Below are 18230 nucleotides of genomic sequence, written 5' to 3' on the forward strand. Positions count from 1 at the left end.
CAATCGTGCCGATGTTGACGTGCGGTTTTGTACGCTCAAACTTTTCCTTTGCCATTCCTCAGGCGCCCTTTTGCGATTTGGGGGACCCTTGGTCCCGTGGTTACATCTGCGCGCGCGAGATATTTGGTTCAAAGGGGAAAATCAAGCACATCCTGAGGGAAAAGCGCTTATCCTGCCGGATTTTGCGTGACCTCGACAGATTCCAACGGCTGGATAAGGTCCGGCCGTTTGTCGAACCAGCCATTTTCCTTGTGCTCTTCAGCCAGCCATTCCTCGACACGGTCGGCTATCTTGAGGGCCAGACCGCTCATCTGTTCTTCTTTTGTGCGCTCATGCCCCGATCCTTTGAGGGCACTTCCGCCGGTGGTGTCTTCCAGCACCTGGAATTGCTTACCCTTGGCCAGAAACTCTTTTTTCTTCACGTCATAGACGTTGACCAACACAATCGCAGTGCTTTTGGGGTTGTAGATCACAGGGATCCCCGGCGGGGCCAGCATGTAACCCTCGAGGCTGATGCCAAGGTCATATTCCTGTGAGCCTTCGTAACGCCCCAAACGAATATCAACCGCGTTCTGGATCGCTTTTGTCCATTCGTCAGGTGTGGCGTCCCGCGACACAGGTCCCTGAACGGCCTTGTCCGCAAAGGCATAATTCACGCGAAGCTTGAATTCTCCGAGGGATTCAGGCGGCTCATACACCTGTGTCTGTGTGCAAGCGGCCATCAGGGCCAGTCCGGTGATCAGCGTCAGAATGCGCAACATGTGTCGTCTCGATAGGCCTGTTTTTTGTTGATCTAGCGCACCGATACGGGTTGTGCCAAGCCGTATCGGCGGAAATTCACCCGCGCAACAGCGCGATCACGAAAACTTATAGTCGCGCGGGAAGCCATAGGGCGGTTTTTTCCCGACACTGGCGCGTTTTGCCAGCCATTGCGTCATATCCGCCTCATGTCGGGTCTTGTCGCCACCCATGGACCACTTGAGACCGTCTTCCCAGTTGAACGTCGTGATGTCGGACAAGCCCCCATCCAGTTCAAGCGTTCCCTGACGGCCCCGCGCCATATTGTATTTCTGCAAACGCACGCCCTTGCCGCGACCCATCTCTGGCAGTTCTTCCGTGGGGAAGACCAGGAATTTGCCGTTTTGGGACACGACAGCGACATGATCGCCTTCCACAGGCTTACAGATCATGGCCGTCTCATCACCCTTGACGTTCAGCACTTGTTTGCCGTTGCGCGTCTGCGCCAGCACGTCATCTTCCGGCACCATAAAGCCGTTGCCCGCGTCCGAGGCCACCAGCAGCTTGCGCCCCGGCTTGTGGATCAGAATGTCGATGATCTGCGCCTCGTTGGGCAGATCCACCATCAGGCGCAAGGGCTCGCCCATGCCGCGCCCGCCGGGCAGGTTGGCTGCGCTGACGGTATAGAATCGGCCATTCGAGGCAAAGACCAGCAACCGGTCGGTCGTTTCCGCGTGGAAGATGAAACGCGGGCCGTCGCCGTCCTTGAACTTCAACTCTCGCTTCAGGTCGATATGGCCGGTCATGGCGCGAATCCAGCCCATCTGCGAGCAGACGACCGTGATCGGCTCCTTGTCGATCATCGCCTCAAGCGGAACTTCCTCGACCTGCCCCGCCTCGGCAAACCGGGTGCGGCGCGCACCGCCTGCATAATCTTTGCCAAAGGTCTTTTTCGTCTCTTTCAATTGCTCGGCAATCTTGGCCCATTGCAGGGCGGGATCGGCCAGCAGATCTTCGAGATTGGCGCGTTCTTCCATCAGCGCGTCGCGTTCGCGAACCAGCTCCATCTCTTCCAGACGGCGCAAGGAGCGCAGGCGCATATTGAGGATGGCGTCGACCTGAACTTCCGACAGCTCGCCCTCGCCCGGCTTAGGCGTGACGTAGTCAGATTCGTCGGTGGCGCGAACGTGGTCGATGCCCCAATCCTCGCGCATCAGCGCGGCCTTGGGGTCGTCGTCATAACGGATGATGTCGATCACACGGTCGAGGTTCAGGAAGGCGACGATAAAGCCTTCGAGCACTTCCAACCGGTGGTCGATCTTGGCCATGCGGTGACGCGAGCGGCGCAGCAGCACCTCTTGCCGGTGATCGAGGAAGGCTCGCAAAACTTCCTTCATCGAACAGACCTTGGGCGTCACCCCATCGATCAGCACGTTCATGTTCAGGCTGAACCGCACCTCGAGGTCCGAGTTGCGGTATAACATGCCCATCAGCACCTCGGGGTCCACGTTCTTGGAGCGTGGCTCGAGGATCAGACGGATATCGTCGGCGGATTCGTCGCGCACATCTGCGAGGATCGGGATTTTCTTGGTCTGGATCAGTTCCGCGATCTTTTCGATCAGCTTGGATTTCTGAACCTGATAGGGAATCTCGGTGACCACGATCTGCCACTGGCCACGGCCCAGATCCTCGACTTCGAACTTGCAGCGCAGTCGGAACGAGCCGCGCCCGGTGCGATAGGCTTGCGCGATGTTCTCGGGCGGTTCGACGATCACGCCACCGGTCGGAAAATCCGGGCCGGGGACATAGTTCAGCAACGTGTCGTCCCGCGCGTCCGGTGTTTTGATCAGGTGCAGGCAGGCGTCGCAAAGCTCCGAGATGTTGTGCGGCGGGATGTTCGTGGCCATGCCGACGGCGATACCGCTGGCGCCGTTGGCCAAAAGATTCGGAAACTGCGCAGGCAGCACCACAGGTTCGGTCAGCGTGCCATCATAGTTGTCGCGGAAATCCACGGCGTCTTCGTTCAGACCTTCCAGCAGCGCCTCGGCCACGATGGTCATCCGCGCCTCGGTATATCGCGAGGCCGCCGGATTGTCGCCGTCGATATTCCCGAAATTCCCCTGCCCGTCGACCAGCGGGTAACGCACGTTGAAGTCCTGCGCCAGGCGCGCCATTGCGTCGTAAATCGCGGCGTCGCCATGCGGGTGGTAATTGCCCATCACGTCGCCGGAAATCTTGGCGGATTTGCGAAAACCTCCGGTTGCGCTGAGTCGCAGCTCTCTCATCGCAAAGAGGATTCGCCGGTGCACCGGCTTCAATCCGTCCCGCGCGTCCGGCAGGGCGCGGTGCATGATTGTGGACAGCGCATAGGTCAGGTAACGCTCGCCTATCGCGCGGCGCAGCGGTTCTGCAACCTCACCCCCGTGGTCGGGGGCCTCCATGTTGGGGTCGTCGATCGTATCGTTCATATATGATGTGATACGACGCAAGAACGCCTTGGTAAAGCAAGCAACGCGTATTTTACTGGGGACAAGTCGGGCTTTTTGCAACAGGGGGAGGCAAGTCGGTGTTTTCCCCGAATTTTCGACTCTGCCCTTCTATTATGCTACCATTCCAACAATTGAATGATTGCTGCCTTTTTTGTTGTTACGATTGAATTGGGGGATGCGCCATGACGCGCCTTGTACTTGTTACTTTCGCCGCACTCGGCTGGGCTTTTTACGTGATGAGCGGAGGTCCGGACTTTGAGCCGCGCGGGGTCCGCACAGCGGAGCCCGAGCGTGTTGCCATTGTCCCGAAACCTTCAAGACCAGCTATCGAACCCGCGCCCGCGGAAACGTTGGTCGTGCGCGCCGCGGTGAAGCCTCCGGCGCCGGTCGCACCGGTCACTGAACCTGTCGCCGAATTGGACGAAGCAGAAACCAAAGCGCTGTTGTCGCAAGTCGCGGCTGGTCTGAAGGCAAACCCCTCACTGTTCGCTGACGAAAACGTCACTCTGACCCTTGCGTCGCTGGAACAGGGTCTGGCCTCTCTCGAACAAGTCACCACCGACGCCGAGCTGCCAACGGTCGAACTGCCCGCCCCTGTTGAAGCCGCCAAGGATATCCGTGAAATTTCGGGAACGCGCGTGAACCTGCGCGATGGGCCGGGGACGATCTATCCGATCATCGGCAAAGCCAGGATCGGCCAGCAGGTTGAGGTATTTGGGGATTCAGGTACCGGCTGGTTGCGCCTGCGCGTGTTGCCGGGGCAACAGGTTGGGTGGGTTTCGGCATCACTCGTCCGGAAAACAACGAACTGACATCGAAGTGTCATTGCCCTGCCGCAAACCCCGCCATAGCTATGGGCGGGGATTAGGCTCGGAAGGCATATGCAGAAATCGATTCTTATCACGGGATGCTCGTCAGGCATCGGTCTGGACGCAGCACACGGGATGCGTGCACGAGGCTGGCGCGTTTTTGCATCCTGCCGCCAGCAACGCGACTGTGATCGCCTACGCGCACAAGGCTTTGAAAGCCCCAGAATCGATTACACTGATGCAGAGAGCATTACATTGGGTTTGTCCCACGTTCTCGAGGCTACAGGCGGCTCTCTGGATGCCCTTTTCAACAATGGCGCACATGGCTTGCCCGGCGCGGTTGAGGATGTTCCGACGGATGGCCTGCGCCATATATTTGAGACCAATGTCTTTGGCTGGCACGAGCTGACCCGACAGGTCATTCCCGTCATGCGGGAACAGGGTCATGGCCGGATTGTGCAGTGTTCCTCGGTTCTGGGTCTTGTCGCCTTCCCGTGGCGCGGCGCATATGTCGCCACGAAATACGCGATCGAAGGGCTGACCGACACGCTGCGGCTGGAACTTCGGGATACCGACATCCACGTCGCCCTGATCGAACCCGGCCCCATCACCTCAAAACTCCGGGAAAAGGCGATCCCATTGTTCGAGAAATACATCGACTGGGAAAACTCGGCCATTCGGGAGAAGTATGAAGGCTCACTGCTTAATCGCCTTTATGAAAGCAGTGGGCCAGACCGATTTGAACTGCCCGCCTCTGCCGTCACGGACAAGCTGGCCCATGCGGTCGAGGCCCGACGCCCCAAACCACGTTACTATGTGACCACTCCGACATATATCGCCGGGATACTGCGCCGCATTCTGCCTACAAACGCCTCTGATCGAATCCTTTCGGATATCTGAGACGATATTTCCCGTTCGCTTTTCGACGCCCTGACGCTAGATGGGTGGTAATCGAAAAAAACCGGACGGTGACTTCAAATGGACCTTGTGATGGTCATTCTGCTTCTGGCTATGGCGGCAGTTGTCGTAGTGCTGGCCTTAGGCATCGCGAATTTCGGCAAAGGCGGCATGGAAGCGGCCAAGAAAAGCAACAAGATGATGCGCCTGCGCATTCTCTTTCAGTTCATCGCCGTGTTGCTGATCGTGCTTTTCGTGTATCTGCGCGGACAGGGAGTTCAATAAATGGTCGTACTCAACAAAATCTACACACGCACTGGCGATGACGGGAAAACCGCCCTGGGCAACGGAGAGCGCGTGGCAAAATATTCGGGCCGCGTTGCAGCCTATGGCACCGTGGACGAACTGAACGCTTTTGTCGGCGTGGCACGGACCGAGGCCGAAGGTGATGTCGAAACCGCGCTGTCGCGCATTCAAAATGACCTGTTCGATCTGGGTGCCGACTTCTGTCGCCCCGACATGGAAAAAGACGCCGAGGCCGATTATCCCCCCCTACGCATCGTGCCTGCCCAGATCGACCGGCTGGAAGCCGAGATCGACGCAATGAACGAGACGCTGGAACCTCTGCGCAGTTTCATCCTGCCCGGTGGCTCGCGCTTGGCAGCACATCTGCATGTCTGCCGGACCGTTTCGCGCCGGGCGGAACGGCTTGCGGTCGAGCTGACGAATATGGAGCCCGTCAACGACGTGGCGGTCAAATACCTCAACCGTCTCAGCGACTGGTTCTTTGTTGCAGCACGCTGCGCAAACGCAAACGGCAAAGACGACGTGTTGTGGGTTCCGGGCGCGAACCGCTGATCGCGAAATACAGAGTCGCGGGTAATATTCTTTCGCCACTTGGCAAAAAAATTGCAAAACGCGACGTCCCGACGCCATGACGTGACGATTTTGCTCTGTTGTGCCACTGCGGCAGGCGCTATCTAGTCGGTCGAGAGCATTGGTGGAGTCGCCTGCGCGGCTTACCGTTTTTTTGAGGAGAAAGCGCTACAATGAAGGTACTGGTGCCTGTCAAACGCGTGATTGACTACAATGTGAAGGTCCGCGTGAAAGCGGACGGTAGCGGTGTTGATCTCGCCAATGTCAAAATGTCGATGAACCCGTTCGACGAGATTGCGGTGGAAGAAGCTATCCGCCTGAAAGAAGCCGGCAAGGCCGACGAGGTCGTTGCTGTTTCGATTGGCGTGAAGCAGGCGCAGGAGACGCTGCGCACGGCGCTGGCCATGGGGGCTGACCGCGCAATCCTGGTTGTGGCGACTGACGATGTACACACCGATATCGAGCCTCTGGCCGTTGCCAAGATCCTGGCCAAAGTGGTCGAAGAAGAGCAGCCCGGCATTGTTCTGGCAGGCAAGCAGGCGATCGACAACGACATGAACGCCACCGGCCAGATGCTGTCGGCGCTGTTGGGCTGGTCCCAGGGCACCTTCGCGTCCGAGCTGGACATCGAAGGCGACACCGCCAAGGTCACCCGCGAGGTCGATGGCGGCCTACAGACCATCAGCGTCAAGATGCCCGCCATCATCACCGTCGACCTGCGTCTGAACGAGCCGCGCTATGCCTCGCTGCCCAACATCATGAAGGCGAAGAAAAAGCCGCTGGACGAGAAAACCGCCGCCGATTACGGCGTCGACGTCACCCCGCGTCTGGAAATCGTCAAGACCGAAGAGCCGCCGGCGCGCGCGGCGGGCATCATCGTGGGCTCGGTTGACGAGCTGGTCGAGAAACTCAAAGAAGCGGGGGCTGTGTAATGGCTGTACTTCTGCTTGCCGAAGTGAACAACGGCGAATTGGCGATGGATGCGACCGCAAAGGCCGTGACCGCCGCGAAAGTGCTGGGCGACGTGACCGTTCTGGCCGCTGGTGGGTCTGCCGCTGCTGCCGGTGAGGCCGCCGCCAAGATCGACGGCGTTTCCAAGGTTCTGGTCGCCGAAGACGCATCGCTGGGCCACCGCCTGGCGGAATCGACCGCAGCCCTGATCGTGGGCCTGGCCGATGGGTATGAGCACATCGTTGCCCCTGCCACCACCGACGCCAAGAACGTGATGCCGCGCGTTGCAGCGCTGCTGGACGTGATGGTGATCTCGGATGCCTCGGGCGTGGTCGATGGCTCTACGTTTGAGCGCCCAATCTATGCGGGCAACGCGATCCAGACCGTGAAGTCGAACGACGCCAAGAAGGTCGTCACCATCCGGACCGCCAGCTTTGACGCTGCCGGCGAAGGTGGTTCGGCCGCGGTCGAGACCGTGTCGGTCGGTGAGAACCCCGGCCTGTCGTCCTGGGTTGAGGACAAGGTTGCCGAAAGCGACCGTCCAGAGCTGACCTCGGCCGGCGTTGTTGTTTCGGGCGGCCGCGGTGTCGGCTCGGAAGAAGACTTCAAACTGATCGAAACCCTGGCTGACAAGCTGGGCGCTGCGGTTGGTGCGTCGCGTGCGGCCGTTGACTCGGGCTATGCGCCGAACGACTGGCAGGTGGGTCAGACCGGCAAGGTTGTTGCCCCAGATCTGTATGTCGCCGTCGGTATTTCGGGCGCGATCCAGCACCTGGCCGGCATGAAGGACTCGAAGGTCATCGTGGCGATCAACAAGGACGAAGAGGCGCCGATCTTCCAGGTCGCCGATTTCGGCCTGGTCGCAGACCTGTTCCAGGCGGTACCGGAACTGACCGAAAAGCTCGGCTGAACCGGATATCCGGATTGATCTGTAAAGGCCCGCCAACAGGCGGGCCTTTTTCAGTTCAGGTTCCGCAAGGCGATTAGCAGGTGTTCGGCAATTTCTCGATGCGCGGACGGGCCGATCATATTTTCCGCAATTGGCTGCTGAAGCGTTCCGAACATTACGTCTTCGAGAGCATCCGATCGCGCGGATACAGCGACCGAAACCTCGACGACATCTGCGCATAGCGGGCGTAGCTCTTCGATCATGGCGGCGTCGGGCACGATATGGTCGACATGCGATCCGGTTTGCCGCTGCACATGCAGCCAAAGCAGAACCACGCCGGGTTCGATCCGTTCTATCAAGTCCCCGGTGGCGCGTATCCAGACCTCTCGCAGCTCCTGCGTTACGACTTCAAATCGTGCGTCTTCTGTTGCGCTCAGCTGCTCCAACAAATGGCGCACAAAATGGATTTCCGTGAAGTCAACATCCGGGTACAGCCCCAGCAAGTCCGCGGTGGGTTCAAGGAACCGATCGTTGCGACGCGGGTGCACGCGGTAAAACCGGTTCGATTGACGCAGAAGATCGGGCACCTGCAACACGCACAGGTCTGACTGATTGACCAGATTCAGCACCCCCGGATCAGTGGACAACGCTTCGATTCCGCAAAACAGGCTGCCGAAGTTTACGCATGGCTTTCCCAATCGCTTCTCAAGCACGGCAGGAAACGGGTAATCGACGAATCTGCCGAAAGTTTCCTCTCCTCCCAGACAGGCCACATAGGGCTGGTTCAACGTGCCGGGTGGACCCCGGAACCAAAGTTTCGAGTTGGCATATTGGCAGGCGGACTCCCCGCCGCTGTTTGTCTGATGAAAGCTCATATCAAGCCCCCGTTTTCTCACCCGGTGCCATCTTGCGGCCTTAGATATTGAGATTTTCCTAATGCGCGCATTTGAAGCGAAATTGACCGCCTTGATCCTCTTGCCGCCTGCCCCGGTCTGCCGATACTGTCGCGGTATCCTACAGGGCAAAGGCAGCTGAACATGGAAGTTAAATCGGTCGGGGTGATTGGCGCGGGGCAAATGGGCAACGGCATTGCCCATGTTATGGCGTTGGCGGGATACGACGTCTTGCTGAACGATGTCAGCCAGGATGCTCTGGACAACGCCATTGCCACAATCGAAGGTAACCTGGCGCGGCAGGCGTCGCGTGGCAAAATCACCGAAGAGGCGATGAAGGCTGCACTGAAACGGATTACGACCACGCTTGAGTTGCCGAAACTGGGCCAAACCGATCTGGTTATCGAGGCAGCAACCGAGCGGGAAACGATCAAGCAGGCGATTTTCGAGGACCTGCAACCGCACCTGCTGCCGCATACGATTCTGACGTCAAATACATCCTCGATTTCCATCACCCGCCTGGCAAGCCGCACGGATCGGCCCGAACGGTTCATGGGTTTTCATTTCATGAACCCTGTCCCTGTTATGCAGCTGGTGGAATTGATCCGCGGCATCGCCACGGATGAAGAAACTTTCAAGGCCTGCAAAGCGGTGGTGGATCGGTTGGGCAAAACGGCGGCCAGCGCCGAGGACTTTCCGGCCTTTATCGTGAACCGGATCCTGATGCCCATGATCAACGAGGCTGTCTACACACTCTATGAAGGTGTGGGGAACGTTCAATCCATCGACCAGTCCATGAAACTTGGGGCGAATCATCCCATGGGCCCGCTGGAATTGGCGGACTTCATCGGGTTGGATACCTGTCTGGCGATCATGAACGTGTTGCATGACGGGTTGGCCGATACCAAATACCGCCCCTGCCCCCTGCTGACGAAATATGTCGAGGCCGGGTGGCTGGGGCGCAAGACCGAGCGCGGCTTTTATGATTACCGTGGTGAAGTTCCGGTACCGACACGCTGAAGGGGGCCAACCCCCTCGCCCGGACTTTGTCCGGGCTCACCCCCGGGATATTTTTGGCCAGATGAAGACGCGGGTCAGGTCTGTTCCGACTTGCCCAGAGACATGGTGTGATTTCTGAGCCAGGCCATGAAACCGCGCGGGTCGCGTTCCAGCAGTTCCATGTCGCGGTCTGAAATCGGTTCGCCGATCACCGGCGACTGAGGTTTGTTGCAGGATCGGACGATCTCGTGCAGCAACAATCCCTGCCGGAGAATTGCAGAGACACGGTTGGCGATCTGATACCAGCGCGAATTGCTGCCCGGAAAGAAAATCGGCACCACACGCGCGCCTGAACGGCGGATCATCTTGGCGGTGAACACGTTCCATTCCCGCTCGATCGCAGGCCCGAACCAATCATCCGAGGACATCACAACACCGGATGGGAACAGCGCCACAACGCCGCCGTTTTTGAGATGTTCCATGGCTTTGCCGCGCATTTCCAGCATCTTGGCCTGCGCCTCGGGGTCATGTGGGAACGGAACCGGAATCATGAATGACGTGGCCGCTTCGTCCAGCCCTGTCAGGACCGAACGGGTCAGGATGCGGTAATCGCTGCGTACCCGGCCGATCAGTTCTGCCAAAATCATGCCATCGACCATACCGTGCGGGTGGTTCGCGACAACAACAACCGGGCCGGTCTTGGGAATGCGGTCAATCTGTTCCTGCGGTGTGGTCAGGTCGATTCCCATAGTCTTGAGGGCACCGCCCCAGAACCGCTGGCCGCGATAGTATTCGTTCTTTTTTTCGAACTTGTTGACCATGCGCAAAATGGTCAGCTTGCCTGTGCACCACTCGATGGCCCGAATGGCGGTCGCTGTCCAGGCATCGTCGAATGAATTCGCATAGGTCAGCGTTCTACGGTCGTAGATCTCACCCTGATCTGTGGTCCCATCCACCACCGGGTTTGTCTTGGTCTCGTGCGTCGTTTCCGCCAATTCCTGGTCTTCCCGTTCTTCCTGTCCCGGCGGGGTGGCTTAGAACCCCTCTCCGAACTTGTCGTTCACAAGCGTTTCCAGAGCTTCTGCCAATGCCTCAGCATCCGGCCCGGACGTCTCGACGTCAATAGTTGTTCCGCGCGATGCTGCCAACATCAAAAGGCCCATGATGCTGTCGCCCGATGCAGAAAGTCCGTCTTTTGACACCTCAGCATGTGCATCAAACCCCTCGACAACCTCAACCAGCTTTGCCGAGGCGCGTGCATGCAGGCCCTTTTCATTGATAATTTTCAGGCTTCGGCTCGTCATATTCAATAATCCGTTTTTAATCCAATGTCACATTCTGCGCATTGATGTACTTCCGTCCAGCCTCCATTGCCTGACGGACGGCATCACCAATGGGCAAGTGGCGACTTTTGGCCAATTTGATCAGCATCGGCAGGTTTGCCCCATACAGAATACGCCGATCCTGAGGCGCGCAGGCGCGCAGGCTGAGATTCGAGGGGCTTCCGCCAAAGAGGTCGGTGACAACAACGACACCATCTCCGGTGTCCACTTCGTCCGCGGCACGGCAGATTTCGGCCTGTTTTTCGTCCCGATCATGATCAGCCTCGATCGCGACCGCCACGAGGCTGGCCTGTGGTCCGACCACGTGTTGTGTGGCGGCCAGGTATTCCTGAGCCAACCCACCATGTGCAACGATCACAATTCCGATCAATCCGACCTCACATTCAACGACCGACGTTCCATCTCGCGATGCCTAATTGCCACCTGCTGCCCGTCTTCCGCAAGGGCCTTTGCAACGGCCTCTGCCAGGGCAACTGATCTGTGCTGGCCCCCTGTGCACCCAAACGCCACGGAAAGATGCGCTTTGCCCTCGGCCCGAAAGGCCGGCAGCAACAGGGTCAGCAAGTCCAGCACACGTTCAAAAAACGGTAAGTAGTTAGCGTCTGACTGCACATAGTGCGCAACGTCAGGGTTTCGACCATCCGCTGCGCGAAATTCCGGGCGCCAGTACGGATTCGCCAGAAATCTGCAATCGAACACCATGTCCAATCCACGCGGCAGACCGCGTTTGTAAGAAAAGGATTCGATGGAAACCGCCAGATGCCGCCCGCCTTGCGGGGCGAACCAGTTCTCGACCTCTTCCCGCAGTTGATGCACGTTCAGAAGGCTGGTGTCGATCAGTGTATCCGCAATCTCACGTATCGGCGCCAGCAGCTCTTTTTCGCGCTGAACGCCGGTTTCCGGGCTGGCATTCTTGGCGACGGGATGCCGCCTTCGGGTTTCTGAAAACCTACGCACCAGAACATCATCACTGCAATCCAGATACAGAACCGTCAGATCGACCTGCGCCAAGCGGCCCAGCTTTTCAGCCAATTCTATGAAACCGATCGTCGAAAAATCACGGTTGCGGGCATCTATACCCAAAGCCATCGGACGGTCGCTGTCAGCACTGTCGAGCAAGCGCGACAAAAGACCCATCGGCAGATTGTCGATGGCTTCAAAGCCCAGATCTTCCAGCACATGAATGGCTGTGGATCTGCCTGCCCCAGAGGGGCCCGTGACAAGTACGATCCGTCTTTGCGATGTCATGTGTTCGGCCATTCCGGGTTTACGTGCCCATTTCCTAGAAGCTGCATCATCGCTACAGCCAAGTTGGGCACGCCTTCACCCCGAAGCAAGGGAACAGTTTGCCTCAGCACGGAAACCGTCAAAGGGTCGGGCAGACGCTCGGGCTCAGGCTGATCCAGATCCACCACGTAATCCAGCGGAACCGGACCACTGGGTTCGGCTTTGATCAGGCCAATTTGGCGCGCCTCGATCAAACCGCGGATCTGCGATACGGCCGAAGCGATCACCCGATTCTGCTGCATCTCTAGATTGACTCGGTCATCGGCGACCAGTTTCGCGCCGAACGCCATCATTTGCAACGCCAGCCCGGACTTCCCTGTGCCGGACGCACCGATGATCAAAAGCCCGCGTCCGGCAACCGAAACGCAGGAGGCATGAACACAGGCGCTGTCCTGATCTTTCGCGAGTGACAACGAATCAATATGCATGGATTTAGACGGGCAACCCCACGACAAAGCGGGCACCCAGCGGATCCGATGTGATATCGGCCTCTGTCGGGCGGATGTTCTCAGCCCAGATCACCCCGCCATGCGCTTCGACAATCTGCTTGGAGATCGCCAAGCCGAGACCCGAGTTATTGCCGAAATGTTCCGCCGGACGCTGCGAGTAGAAACGCTTGAACACTTTGGTAAGCGCCTGTTCGGGAATCCCCGGGCCAGTGTCTTCGACAACCACCAGCACGCGGTTGTCCCGCTGCCGGACCCAAACGCGAATTGCGTCATTTTCCTCGCAGAACGAAATGGCGTTGGTGATCAGATTGACAAAGACCTGCGCAAGACGCGCTTCCAGCCCGTTGATCACAATTGGCTCAGAGGGCAGATCCGTAATGTAATCGATGCCCTTGGAGCGTGCATCTTCACCCAGATACTGGCCGAGATTGCCCAGCAGCTTAAGCAGGTCAAAGGGCTGCTCTTCTTCCTTGACCAGTTCCGCATCCAGACGCGACGCATTTGATATGTCGCTGACCAGCCGGTCCAGACGCCGTACGTCATGCTCGATCACGTCCAGCAGCTTGTCGCGCTGATCCTCGCGCTTGACCATCCGCAGCGTTCCCACGGCGGATTGCAGGCTGGCCAGCGGGTTTTTGATTTCATGGGCGACATCGGCGGCAAACTGTTCGTTTGCGTCGATCCGGTTGTAGAGCGCGGTCACCATACCCCGCAAAGCGCGGCTGAGACGTCCGATTTCATCAGGACGGGCGCTGAGGTCGGGAATGCGGATGCGCCCGGGATTGACACCCGTGCCCCGGTCTTTGCCCATCTCTGCCGCGGATGCCAGATCGGCCAGCGGGTTCGCAATGGTCGAGGCCAGGACAAGGCTGAGGCCCACGGAAACCAGCAGGGCCACGACAAACATCTGAAGAATGCGCTCCTGCTCGCGGCGGGCAAGCGCGTCGATTTCACCAGCCGGGCCGGTAATCGCCACCGCGCCGGCGGGTACATCCTGATAAAGAACTGGTGCCGCAGCCACGATGACCGTCTCACCCGCGCCATCTTGTACCGCCTGCACCTGGCTTTGACCGGCAATCGCTTGTGGAATAATGGTCTGAACACGCTGCGCCAACGTCGGTGCCTCGGTGTCAGTCGACCAGTTCAGCAGGTTTGACAAACCCGTCCAAACGGCATTCAGCGTGTCGCTGATCACCGTACTGCCGGTCTGCATCTCGGCCTCGGATTGCAGAAGAACCGGCATGTCAGAGGCTTGCGGGGCACCACGTGTCCAGCCGATCAGCGTGCCACTGGCGTCATAAACAAAAACCTCGCCCCCTTCGGGTAAGGTGAGGCCAGACAGGGTATCCTTGACGTCCAGGTTCCCGGCATTCTGCCCGGATTGCTGTGCGCCCTGACGCAACTGGGTTTCAAAAACGTTGCTGACAAGTTGCGCATCGCCCAGCAGATTGCGGGCGGTCTGCTGAACCTTCTCTTTTCGCGAGTCGTCCAGATACAACAACCCAGTGACCAGGATCACCAGAGCGATCAGATTGAACGTGATGATTTTGCGCGCCAGAGGAGAACCACGCAGCGAAAACAGGTTTCTCCGCGATCGCTTTTCCCTTAGCTCCGCTGACTCGGGGTCCTGGGGAATGACCCAGTCATCCCCAAGAACGACGTCACCGTCGCGCAATTCGCTGGCTTGTTCGGTGTCGCGCACGAGACCCCATTACCTCTTGCAGGCGGCGGCGCCTATTCTTCGTTGTACCGGTAACCGATACCATACAAGGTTTCGATCGCCGAGAACTCGGGATCAGCCGCGCGCATCTTTTTCCGCAGACGCTTTATGTGGCTGTCGATCGTCCGGTCATCCACATAGACCTGATCATCATAGGCGACATCCATCAGCTGGTCGCGGCTTTTGACGAATCCCGGACGTTGGGCCAGCGCCTGAAGCAGCAGGAACTCGGTCACGGTCAGGGACACATCATTACCTTTCCAGCTGACCGCATGGCGCAGCGGGTCCATCCGCAAGTCGCCGCGCTCCATGACTTTGGTGTCATTGCTGTTGGATGCGACCGCATCGCCGCTTGTCGCCTCTTGCCGGCGCAGCAAGGCCCGAATGCGTTCGACCAGCAGACGCTGCGAAAAAGGTTTCTTTACATAGTCATCCGCGCCCATGCGCAGGCCCAAAACCTCGTCGATCTCATCGTCTTTCGAGGTCAGAAAGATCACCGGCATTTGCGTCTTCTGACGCAGCCGTTGCAACAGATCCATGCCGTCCATCCGCGGCATCTTAATATCCAGAACAGCCATGTCCGGCAGTTTCTTGTTGAACGCATCCAACGCGGCCTGGCCATCATTATATGTTTCAACCTCGAAACCTTCGGCTTCGAGGGTCATGGATACAGACGTCAGAATGTTTCTATCGTCATCCACAAGTGCAATCTTTGACATCGGGCTCACCCCTATTCCTGCTCACTCGCGCAATAATTCGCTTATTTGTAAGGCATTGTTGGCGGTTTTAAGACGCCGAATCAATCCGTAACTGCGAATCATGCCTTTGTTGCGGCAGGTCTGCGGCAAATTTGCCTTTATGCCCGCAAAAATCTGCCCGCTTTTCCGACATTGAATTTCTGATGGCGCTAAACCCGGACTTGGTTGCGCTAACTGCGTCAAACCCGCCTGTTCATGCCATGAACGACCGTGATAAGACGCGCTCAGCCGCCGGTTTTCCCGGCTCACTGCCCCAAAGGCGCAACGGCCAACGACCTTCGCGCCGCCACAGGAGAAGACACACATGACATCTGGACGGGTTAACCCGCAATTCCGCCTCGAAGATCAGGGCATCGAGGGTCTGGGCAATGTCTATTACAACTTCATGGAGCCGGCGCTGATCGAAGAGGCACTGAAGCGCGGCGAAGGCACACTTGGCAATGGTGGAGCGTTCCTGGTTACCACAGGCAAGTTCACCGGCCGGTCGCCAAAGGACAAACACGTCGTCAAGACCGACACCGTTGCCGACACCATCTGGTGGGAAAACAATGCCGAAATGAGCCCCGAGGGCTTTGACGCGCTGTACGAAGACATGCTGGCTCACATGAAGGGCCGCGATTATTTCGTGCAGGACCTCGTCGGTGGTGCGGACCCGGCTTACGCAATCAATGTACGAATGGTTACCGAGCTGGCGTGGCACAACCTGTTCATCCGCCACCTTCTGCGTCGCCCGGACCGCGAAGATCTGGATGAGTTCACGGCCGACTTCACTGTCATCAACTGCCCCAGCTTTCAGGCCGACCCGGCAAAGCATGGCTGCCGCAGCGAGACTGTGATTGCGATGAACTTCGACCGCAAACTGATCCTGATCGGCGGCACTGAATATGCCGGTGAAAACAAGAAGTCCGTTTTCACCCTGCTGAACTACATGCTTCCTGAAAAAGGCGTGATGCCGATGCACTGCTCGGCCAACCATGCTGTTGGCAACCCGGTCGATACGGCCGTGTTCTTTGGCCTGTCCGGCACCGGAAAGACCACCTTGTCCGCAGATCCTTCGCGCATACTGATCGGGGATGACGAGCACGGCTGGTCCGATCGCGGCACCTTCAACTTCGAAGGCGGTTGCTATGCCAAGACCATTAACCTGAATGCCGAGGCAGAGCCGGAAATCTATGCCACCACTTCGAAGTTCGGAACCGTGATCGAAAACATGGTCTTCGACCCCGAAACCAAGGAACTGGATTTCGACGATGACTCGCTGACCGCCAACATGCGCTGCGCCTATCCGCTTGAATATATCTCGAACGCATCCAAAAGCGCACTGGGTGGTCACCCGAAGAATATCATCATGCTGACCTGCGACGCGTTTGGCGTTCTGCCTCCGATCGCGCGGCTGACGCCGGCACAGGCCATGTATCACTTCCTGTCGGGTTTCACGTCAAAAGTCGCCGGGACCGAACGCGGCATCACCGAGCCGCAGCCGACATTCTCGACCTGTTTCGGCGCGCCGTTCATGCCCCGTCGCCCTGAGGAATACGGCAACCTGCTGAGGGACAAGATCGCCCAGCACGGCGCGACCTGCTGGCTTGTGAACACCGGCTGGACCGGCGGCGCCTATGGCGTGGGCAGCCGGATGCCGATCCGCGCGACACGCGCCTTGCTGACCGCCGCTCTGGAAGGGTCCCTGCGCGACGCCGAGTTCCGCAAGGATGCCAATTTCGGCTTTGACGTTCCAGTCTCTGTCCCGGGGGTTGCCGAAGTTCTGCTAGACCCGCGCCGTACCTGGGACGATCAGGCAGCCTTTGACAAACAGGCCGAAAAACTGGTGCAGATGTTTGCCGAGAACTTTGAACAATATCTGCCCTTCATCGATGACGACATCAAAGCCGTCGCAATCGGATAAATCAGGAAAAGGGGCCACAGCGCCCCTTTTTTACTACACTCACTGTGCTTCTCCCTAAGGTTGTTTGTCGCAAAAAGCACATACAATTGCGTTGTTTCAAAATGAAATTTGCGCTAGCCCTGATAATCGCTGAGACGAAAAAACCCGGCACTTTTGCGCCGGGCACTGACTGAAATTAGATTGGGGGTTGCTCATGTGCGCACACTCACAACGCTGGATTGAGCAACCTAATCAGTCACCTAGTCTAAGTAAATGGGGATGAGTGTCAACACGAGACCTGCTGACTTGCGCATCATTCAGCATGGCTCAAACAGTCGCAATTAGGCGGCAAATGACACGGCAAACGATAGGTAACATTATGACTGAGATCTCGAAACTCACCGAACTGCGCAAATTGATGCAAAGCATGGAGCGCACTTTAGGCCTGGAAAAACTATCTCCGGTTGAACGCGACATCTACTATGCCGCCGAAGAGCTTTCCAAGTCCGATCAGGAAGTGCGCACATTCGGCCTGATCGAGCACACGTTGGTTCAAAGTGTTTCGCGCCCAACATTCTTTCGCGCACTGAAGTCGCTGGTCGAAAAAGGCTATCTTTCTCAAAGCGGCAGCACCAACCGGGGACGGTATATCGTTCATGCACCCAAATGATGCGATCCACCCGCGCAAGAGGCCGTGATTACTTTGCGCGGGTGGGCTACTGAAACGCTTCTGGCCTCATTGGCCTATGTGCTGGCGTCGTTCCTTACATTCGCCGTCCTCATGCCGTTACAGAACGTGTTTTTCCCGGAATACCCAAGCAGGGCGAGCCTGTTGTTTCTGCCGCATGGCGTGCGGGTTCTGTCGGCGTGGCTGTTGGGGTGGCGCGCCGTTTTCGCATTGTTGCCCGGCGTGTTCATCGTTTTTGCCTATTTGGGTCAAACGGATGTGTTCCTGCCCAGCCGCCTGATGGCCATGGCGATTGCGGTTCTGACGGCCCCGATCGTGTTCTATCTTCTCAAGGCAATCGGGTGGGATCTGTTTCCCCGTCCGGATCGCAAACCCTGTTGGATATGTGTGATGGGCATCGGAATCGTAACGTCCTTCCTTGTCTCCGGGTTGACCAACCTGGCTTTTGGCAGCGCGACGGTGGAATATATCGCATTCCTGATCGGCGATATCTCGGGTTTGTTCTTTCTGATGCTGGGCCTGTATTTTGCTTTCCGGTTTGCCGACAAGCGCTCGGGCTGAC

21 protein-coding genes are annotated in these 18230 nt (G+C 57.9%); 11 read left to right on the top strand and 10 right to left on the bottom strand.

Annotated features, from left to right (window positions below):
* Window positions 1-190, top strand: a 190-nt coding sequence (locus I9185_RS18015; protein ID WP_210093764.1) for a hypothetical protein, incomplete at its 5' end; no start/stop codon positions are given.
* Here the strand turns inward: I9185_RS18015 and I9185_RS18020 are convergent.
* Both I9185_RS18020 and parC read right to left on the bottom strand, forming a co-directional pair.
* On the bottom strand, window positions 168-761 hold the full coding sequence (locus I9185_RS18020) for a hypothetical protein (RefSeq protein WP_171637519.1): 594 nt from the start codon (window positions 759-761) through the stop codon (window positions 168-170). The genes I9185_RS18015 and I9185_RS18020 overlap by 23 nt on opposite strands.
* Before the next feature lie 96 nt (window positions 762-857).
* Window positions 858-3206 (bottom strand): DNA topoisomerase IV subunit A, encoded by a 2349-nt coding sequence (parC, locus tag I9185_RS18025; RefSeq protein WP_210093765.1) that lies wholly within the window; start codon window positions 3204-3206, stop codon window positions 858-860.
* A 203-nt stretch (window positions 3207-3409) separates the two neighbouring features.
* Between parC and I9185_RS18030 the strand changes: the two genes are divergently transcribed.
* The 6 genes from I9185_RS18030 to I9185_RS18055 all read left to right on the top strand — a co-directional run bounded on the left by I9185_RS18030 (window position 3410) and on the right by I9185_RS18055 (window position 7670).
* The gene (locus I9185_RS18030; protein ID WP_245218198.1) at window positions 3410-4039 is read left to right on the top strand and encodes an SH3 domain-containing protein; all 630 of its coding nucleotides are present in this window, start codon (window positions 3410-3412) and stop codon (window positions 4037-4039) included.
* A gap of 69 nt (window positions 4040-4108) precedes the next feature.
* Window positions 4109-4936 (top strand): SDR family NAD(P)-dependent oxidoreductase, encoded by an 828-nt coding sequence (locus I9185_RS18035; RefSeq protein WP_209835303.1) that lies wholly within the window; start codon window positions 4109-4111, stop codon window positions 4934-4936.
* A gap of 78 nt (window positions 4937-5014) precedes the next feature.
* The gene (locus tag I9185_RS18040; protein ID WP_152457110.1) at window positions 5015-5218 is read left to right on the top strand and encodes a twin transmembrane helix small protein; all 204 of its coding nucleotides are present in this window, start codon (window positions 5015-5017) and stop codon (window positions 5216-5218) included.
* Window positions 5219-5791 carry a cob(I)yrinic acid a,c-diamide adenosyltransferase gene (locus I9185_RS18045; protein ID WP_152457109.1) on the top strand — a complete coding sequence of 191 codons (573 nt, stop codon included), beginning with the start codon at window positions 5219-5221 and terminating at the stop codon, window positions 5789-5791.
* A 191-nt stretch (window positions 5792-5982) separates the two neighbouring features.
* The gene (locus I9185_RS18050; RefSeq protein WP_171637528.1) at window positions 5983-6741 is read left to right on the top strand and encodes an electron transfer flavoprotein subunit beta/FixA family protein; all 759 of its coding nucleotides are present in this window, start codon (window positions 5983-5985) and stop codon (window positions 6739-6741) included.
* Window positions 6741-7670 (top strand): FAD-binding protein, encoded by a 930-nt coding sequence (locus I9185_RS18055; protein ID WP_210093766.1) that lies wholly within the window; start codon window positions 6741-6743, stop codon window positions 7668-7670. The genes I9185_RS18050 and I9185_RS18055 overlap by 1 nt, the downstream gene beginning before the upstream one ends.
* Before the next feature lie 50 nt (window positions 7671-7720).
* Here I9185_RS18055 and I9185_RS18060 read toward each other — a convergent pair whose 3' ends face one another.
* Entirely contained in the window at window positions 7721-8524 is an 804-nt protein-coding gene (locus I9185_RS18060) for a DUF6473 family protein (RefSeq protein ID WP_245223633.1), read from the bottom strand.
* Window positions 8525-8686: 162 nt separating this feature from the next.
* Between I9185_RS18060 and I9185_RS18065 the strand changes: the two genes are divergently transcribed.
* On the top strand, window positions 8687-9562 hold the full coding sequence (locus tag I9185_RS18065) for a 3-hydroxybutyryl-CoA dehydrogenase (RefSeq protein WP_171637532.1): 876 nt from the start codon (window positions 8687-8689) through the stop codon (window positions 9560-9562).
* Window positions 9563-9636: 74 nt separating this feature from the next.
* Here the strand turns inward: I9185_RS18065 and I9185_RS18070 are convergent, their stop codons facing one another.
* Genes I9185_RS18070 through I9185_RS18100 form a run of 7 tightly spaced genes read right to left on the bottom strand, consistent with a single transcriptional unit; the run spans window position 9637 to window position 15059 of the window.
* Window positions 9637-10536, bottom strand: coding sequence for a lysophospholipid acyltransferase family protein (locus I9185_RS18070; protein ID WP_171637533.1), 900 nt, complete (start codon window positions 10534-10536; stop codon window positions 9637-9639).
* A gap of 39 nt (window positions 10537-10575) precedes the next feature.
* Window positions 10576-10845, bottom strand: coding sequence for an HPr family phosphocarrier protein (locus I9185_RS18075; RefSeq protein WP_152457104.1), 270 nt, complete (start codon window positions 10843-10845; stop codon window positions 10576-10578).
* A gap of 16 nt (window positions 10846-10861) precedes the next feature.
* A complete protein-coding gene (locus tag I9185_RS18080) occupies window positions 10862-11254 on the bottom strand; it encodes a PTS fructose transporter subunit IIA (RefSeq protein WP_152457103.1) in 393 nt (130 codons plus the stop codon).
* On the bottom strand, window positions 11251-12132 hold the full coding sequence (rapZ, locus tag I9185_RS18085; protein WP_152457102.1) for an RNase adapter RapZ: 882 nt from the start codon (window positions 12130-12132) through the stop codon (window positions 11251-11253). Before rapZ ends, I9185_RS18080 begins: the two co-directional genes overlap by 4 nt.
* Window positions 12129-12584 carry an HPr kinase/phosphatase C-terminal domain-containing protein gene (locus I9185_RS18090; RefSeq protein WP_245223634.1) on the bottom strand — a complete coding sequence of 152 codons (456 nt, stop codon included), beginning with the start codon at window positions 12582-12584 and terminating at the stop codon, window positions 12129-12131. The genes rapZ and I9185_RS18090 overlap by 4 nt, the downstream gene beginning before the upstream one ends.
* A gap of 19 nt (window positions 12585-12603) precedes the next feature.
* A complete protein-coding gene (locus I9185_RS18095) occupies window positions 12604-14322 on the bottom strand; it encodes a sensor histidine kinase (RefSeq protein WP_171724862.1) in 1719 nt (572 codons plus the stop codon).
* A 32-nt stretch (window positions 14323-14354) separates the two neighbouring features.
* Window positions 14355-15059: a response regulator transcription factor gene (locus I9185_RS18100; RefSeq protein WP_171169148.1), complete on the bottom strand. Its 705-nt coding sequence runs from the start codon at window positions 15057-15059 to the stop codon at window positions 14355-14357.
* Between the two features lie 343 nt (window positions 15060-15402).
* Between I9185_RS18100 and I9185_RS18105 the strand changes: the two genes are divergently transcribed.
* From I9185_RS18105 to I9185_RS18115, 3 genes are all read left to right on the top strand, one after another.
* Window positions 15403-17001, top strand: a complete 1599-nt coding sequence (locus tag I9185_RS18105) for a phosphoenolpyruvate carboxykinase (RefSeq protein WP_209835297.1) — start codon at window positions 15403-15405, stop codon at window positions 16999-17001.
* 358 nt (window positions 17002-17359) lie between these two features.
* Window positions 17360-17650, top strand: coding sequence for a hypothetical protein (locus I9185_RS18110; protein ID WP_210093767.1), 291 nt, complete (start codon window positions 17360-17362; stop codon window positions 17648-17650).
* A gap of 24 nt (window positions 17651-17674) precedes the next feature.
* The gene (locus I9185_RS18115) at window positions 17675-18229 is read left to right on the top strand and encodes a hypothetical protein (RefSeq protein ID WP_348539545.1); all 555 of its coding nucleotides are present in this window, start codon (window positions 17675-17677) and stop codon (window positions 18227-18229) included.
* Window position 18230 lies beyond the last annotated feature (1 nt).

Origin of the sequence: Ruegeria sp. HKCCSP346 (genome assembly GCF_017872595.1) — a bacterium.
GTDB lineage: Bacteria > Pseudomonadota > Alphaproteobacteria > Rhodobacterales > Rhodobacteraceae > Ruegeria.

Coding starts and splice junctions, on each gene's coding strand:
- I9185_RS18020 (WP_171637519.1), bottom strand. CDS start 761: ATGTTGCGCATTCTGACGCTGATCACCGGACTGGCCCTGATGGCCGCT.
- parC (WP_210093765.1), bottom strand. CDS start 3,206: ATGAACGATACGATCGACGACCCCAACATGGAGGCCCCCGACCACGGG.
- I9185_RS18030 (WP_245218198.1), top strand. CDS start 3,410: ATGACGCGCCTTGTACTTGTTACTTTCGCCGCACTCGGCTGGGCTTTT.
- I9185_RS18035 (WP_209835303.1), top strand. CDS start 4,109: ATGCAGAAATCGATTCTTATCACGGGATGCTCGTCAGGCATCGGTCTG.
- I9185_RS18040 (WP_152457110.1), top strand. CDS start 5,015: ATGGACCTTGTGATGGTCATTCTGCTTCTGGCTATGGCGGCAGTTGTC.
- I9185_RS18045 (WP_152457109.1), top strand. CDS start 5,219: ATGGTCGTACTCAACAAAATCTACACACGCACTGGCGATGACGGGAAA.
- I9185_RS18050 (WP_171637528.1), top strand. CDS start 5,983: ATGAAGGTACTGGTGCCTGTCAAACGCGTGATTGACTACAATGTGAAG.
- I9185_RS18055 (WP_210093766.1), top strand. CDS start 6,741: ATGGCTGTACTTCTGCTTGCCGAAGTGAACAACGGCGAATTGGCGATG.
- I9185_RS18060 (WP_245223633.1), bottom strand. CDS start 8,524: ATGAGCTTTCATCAGACAAACAGCGGCGGGGAGTCCGCCTGCCAATAT.
- I9185_RS18065 (WP_171637532.1), top strand. CDS start 8,687: ATGGAAGTTAAATCGGTCGGGGTGATTGGCGCGGGGCAAATGGGCAAC.
- I9185_RS18075 (WP_152457104.1), bottom strand. CDS start 10,845: ATGACGAGCCGAAGCCTGAAAATTATCAATGAAAAGGGCCTGCATGCA.
- rapZ (WP_152457102.1), bottom strand. CDS start 12,132: ATGACATCGCAAAGACGGATCGTACTTGTCACGGGCCCCTCTGGGGCA.
- I9185_RS18100 (WP_171169148.1), bottom strand. CDS start 15,059: ATGTCAAAGATTGCACTTGTGGATGACGATAGAAACATTCTGACGTCT.
- I9185_RS18105 (WP_209835297.1), top strand. CDS start 15,403: ATGACATCTGGACGGGTTAACCCGCAATTCCGCCTCGAAGATCAGGGC.
- I9185_RS18110 (WP_210093767.1), top strand. CDS start 17,360: ATGACTGAGATCTCGAAACTCACCGAACTGCGCAAATTGATGCAAAGC.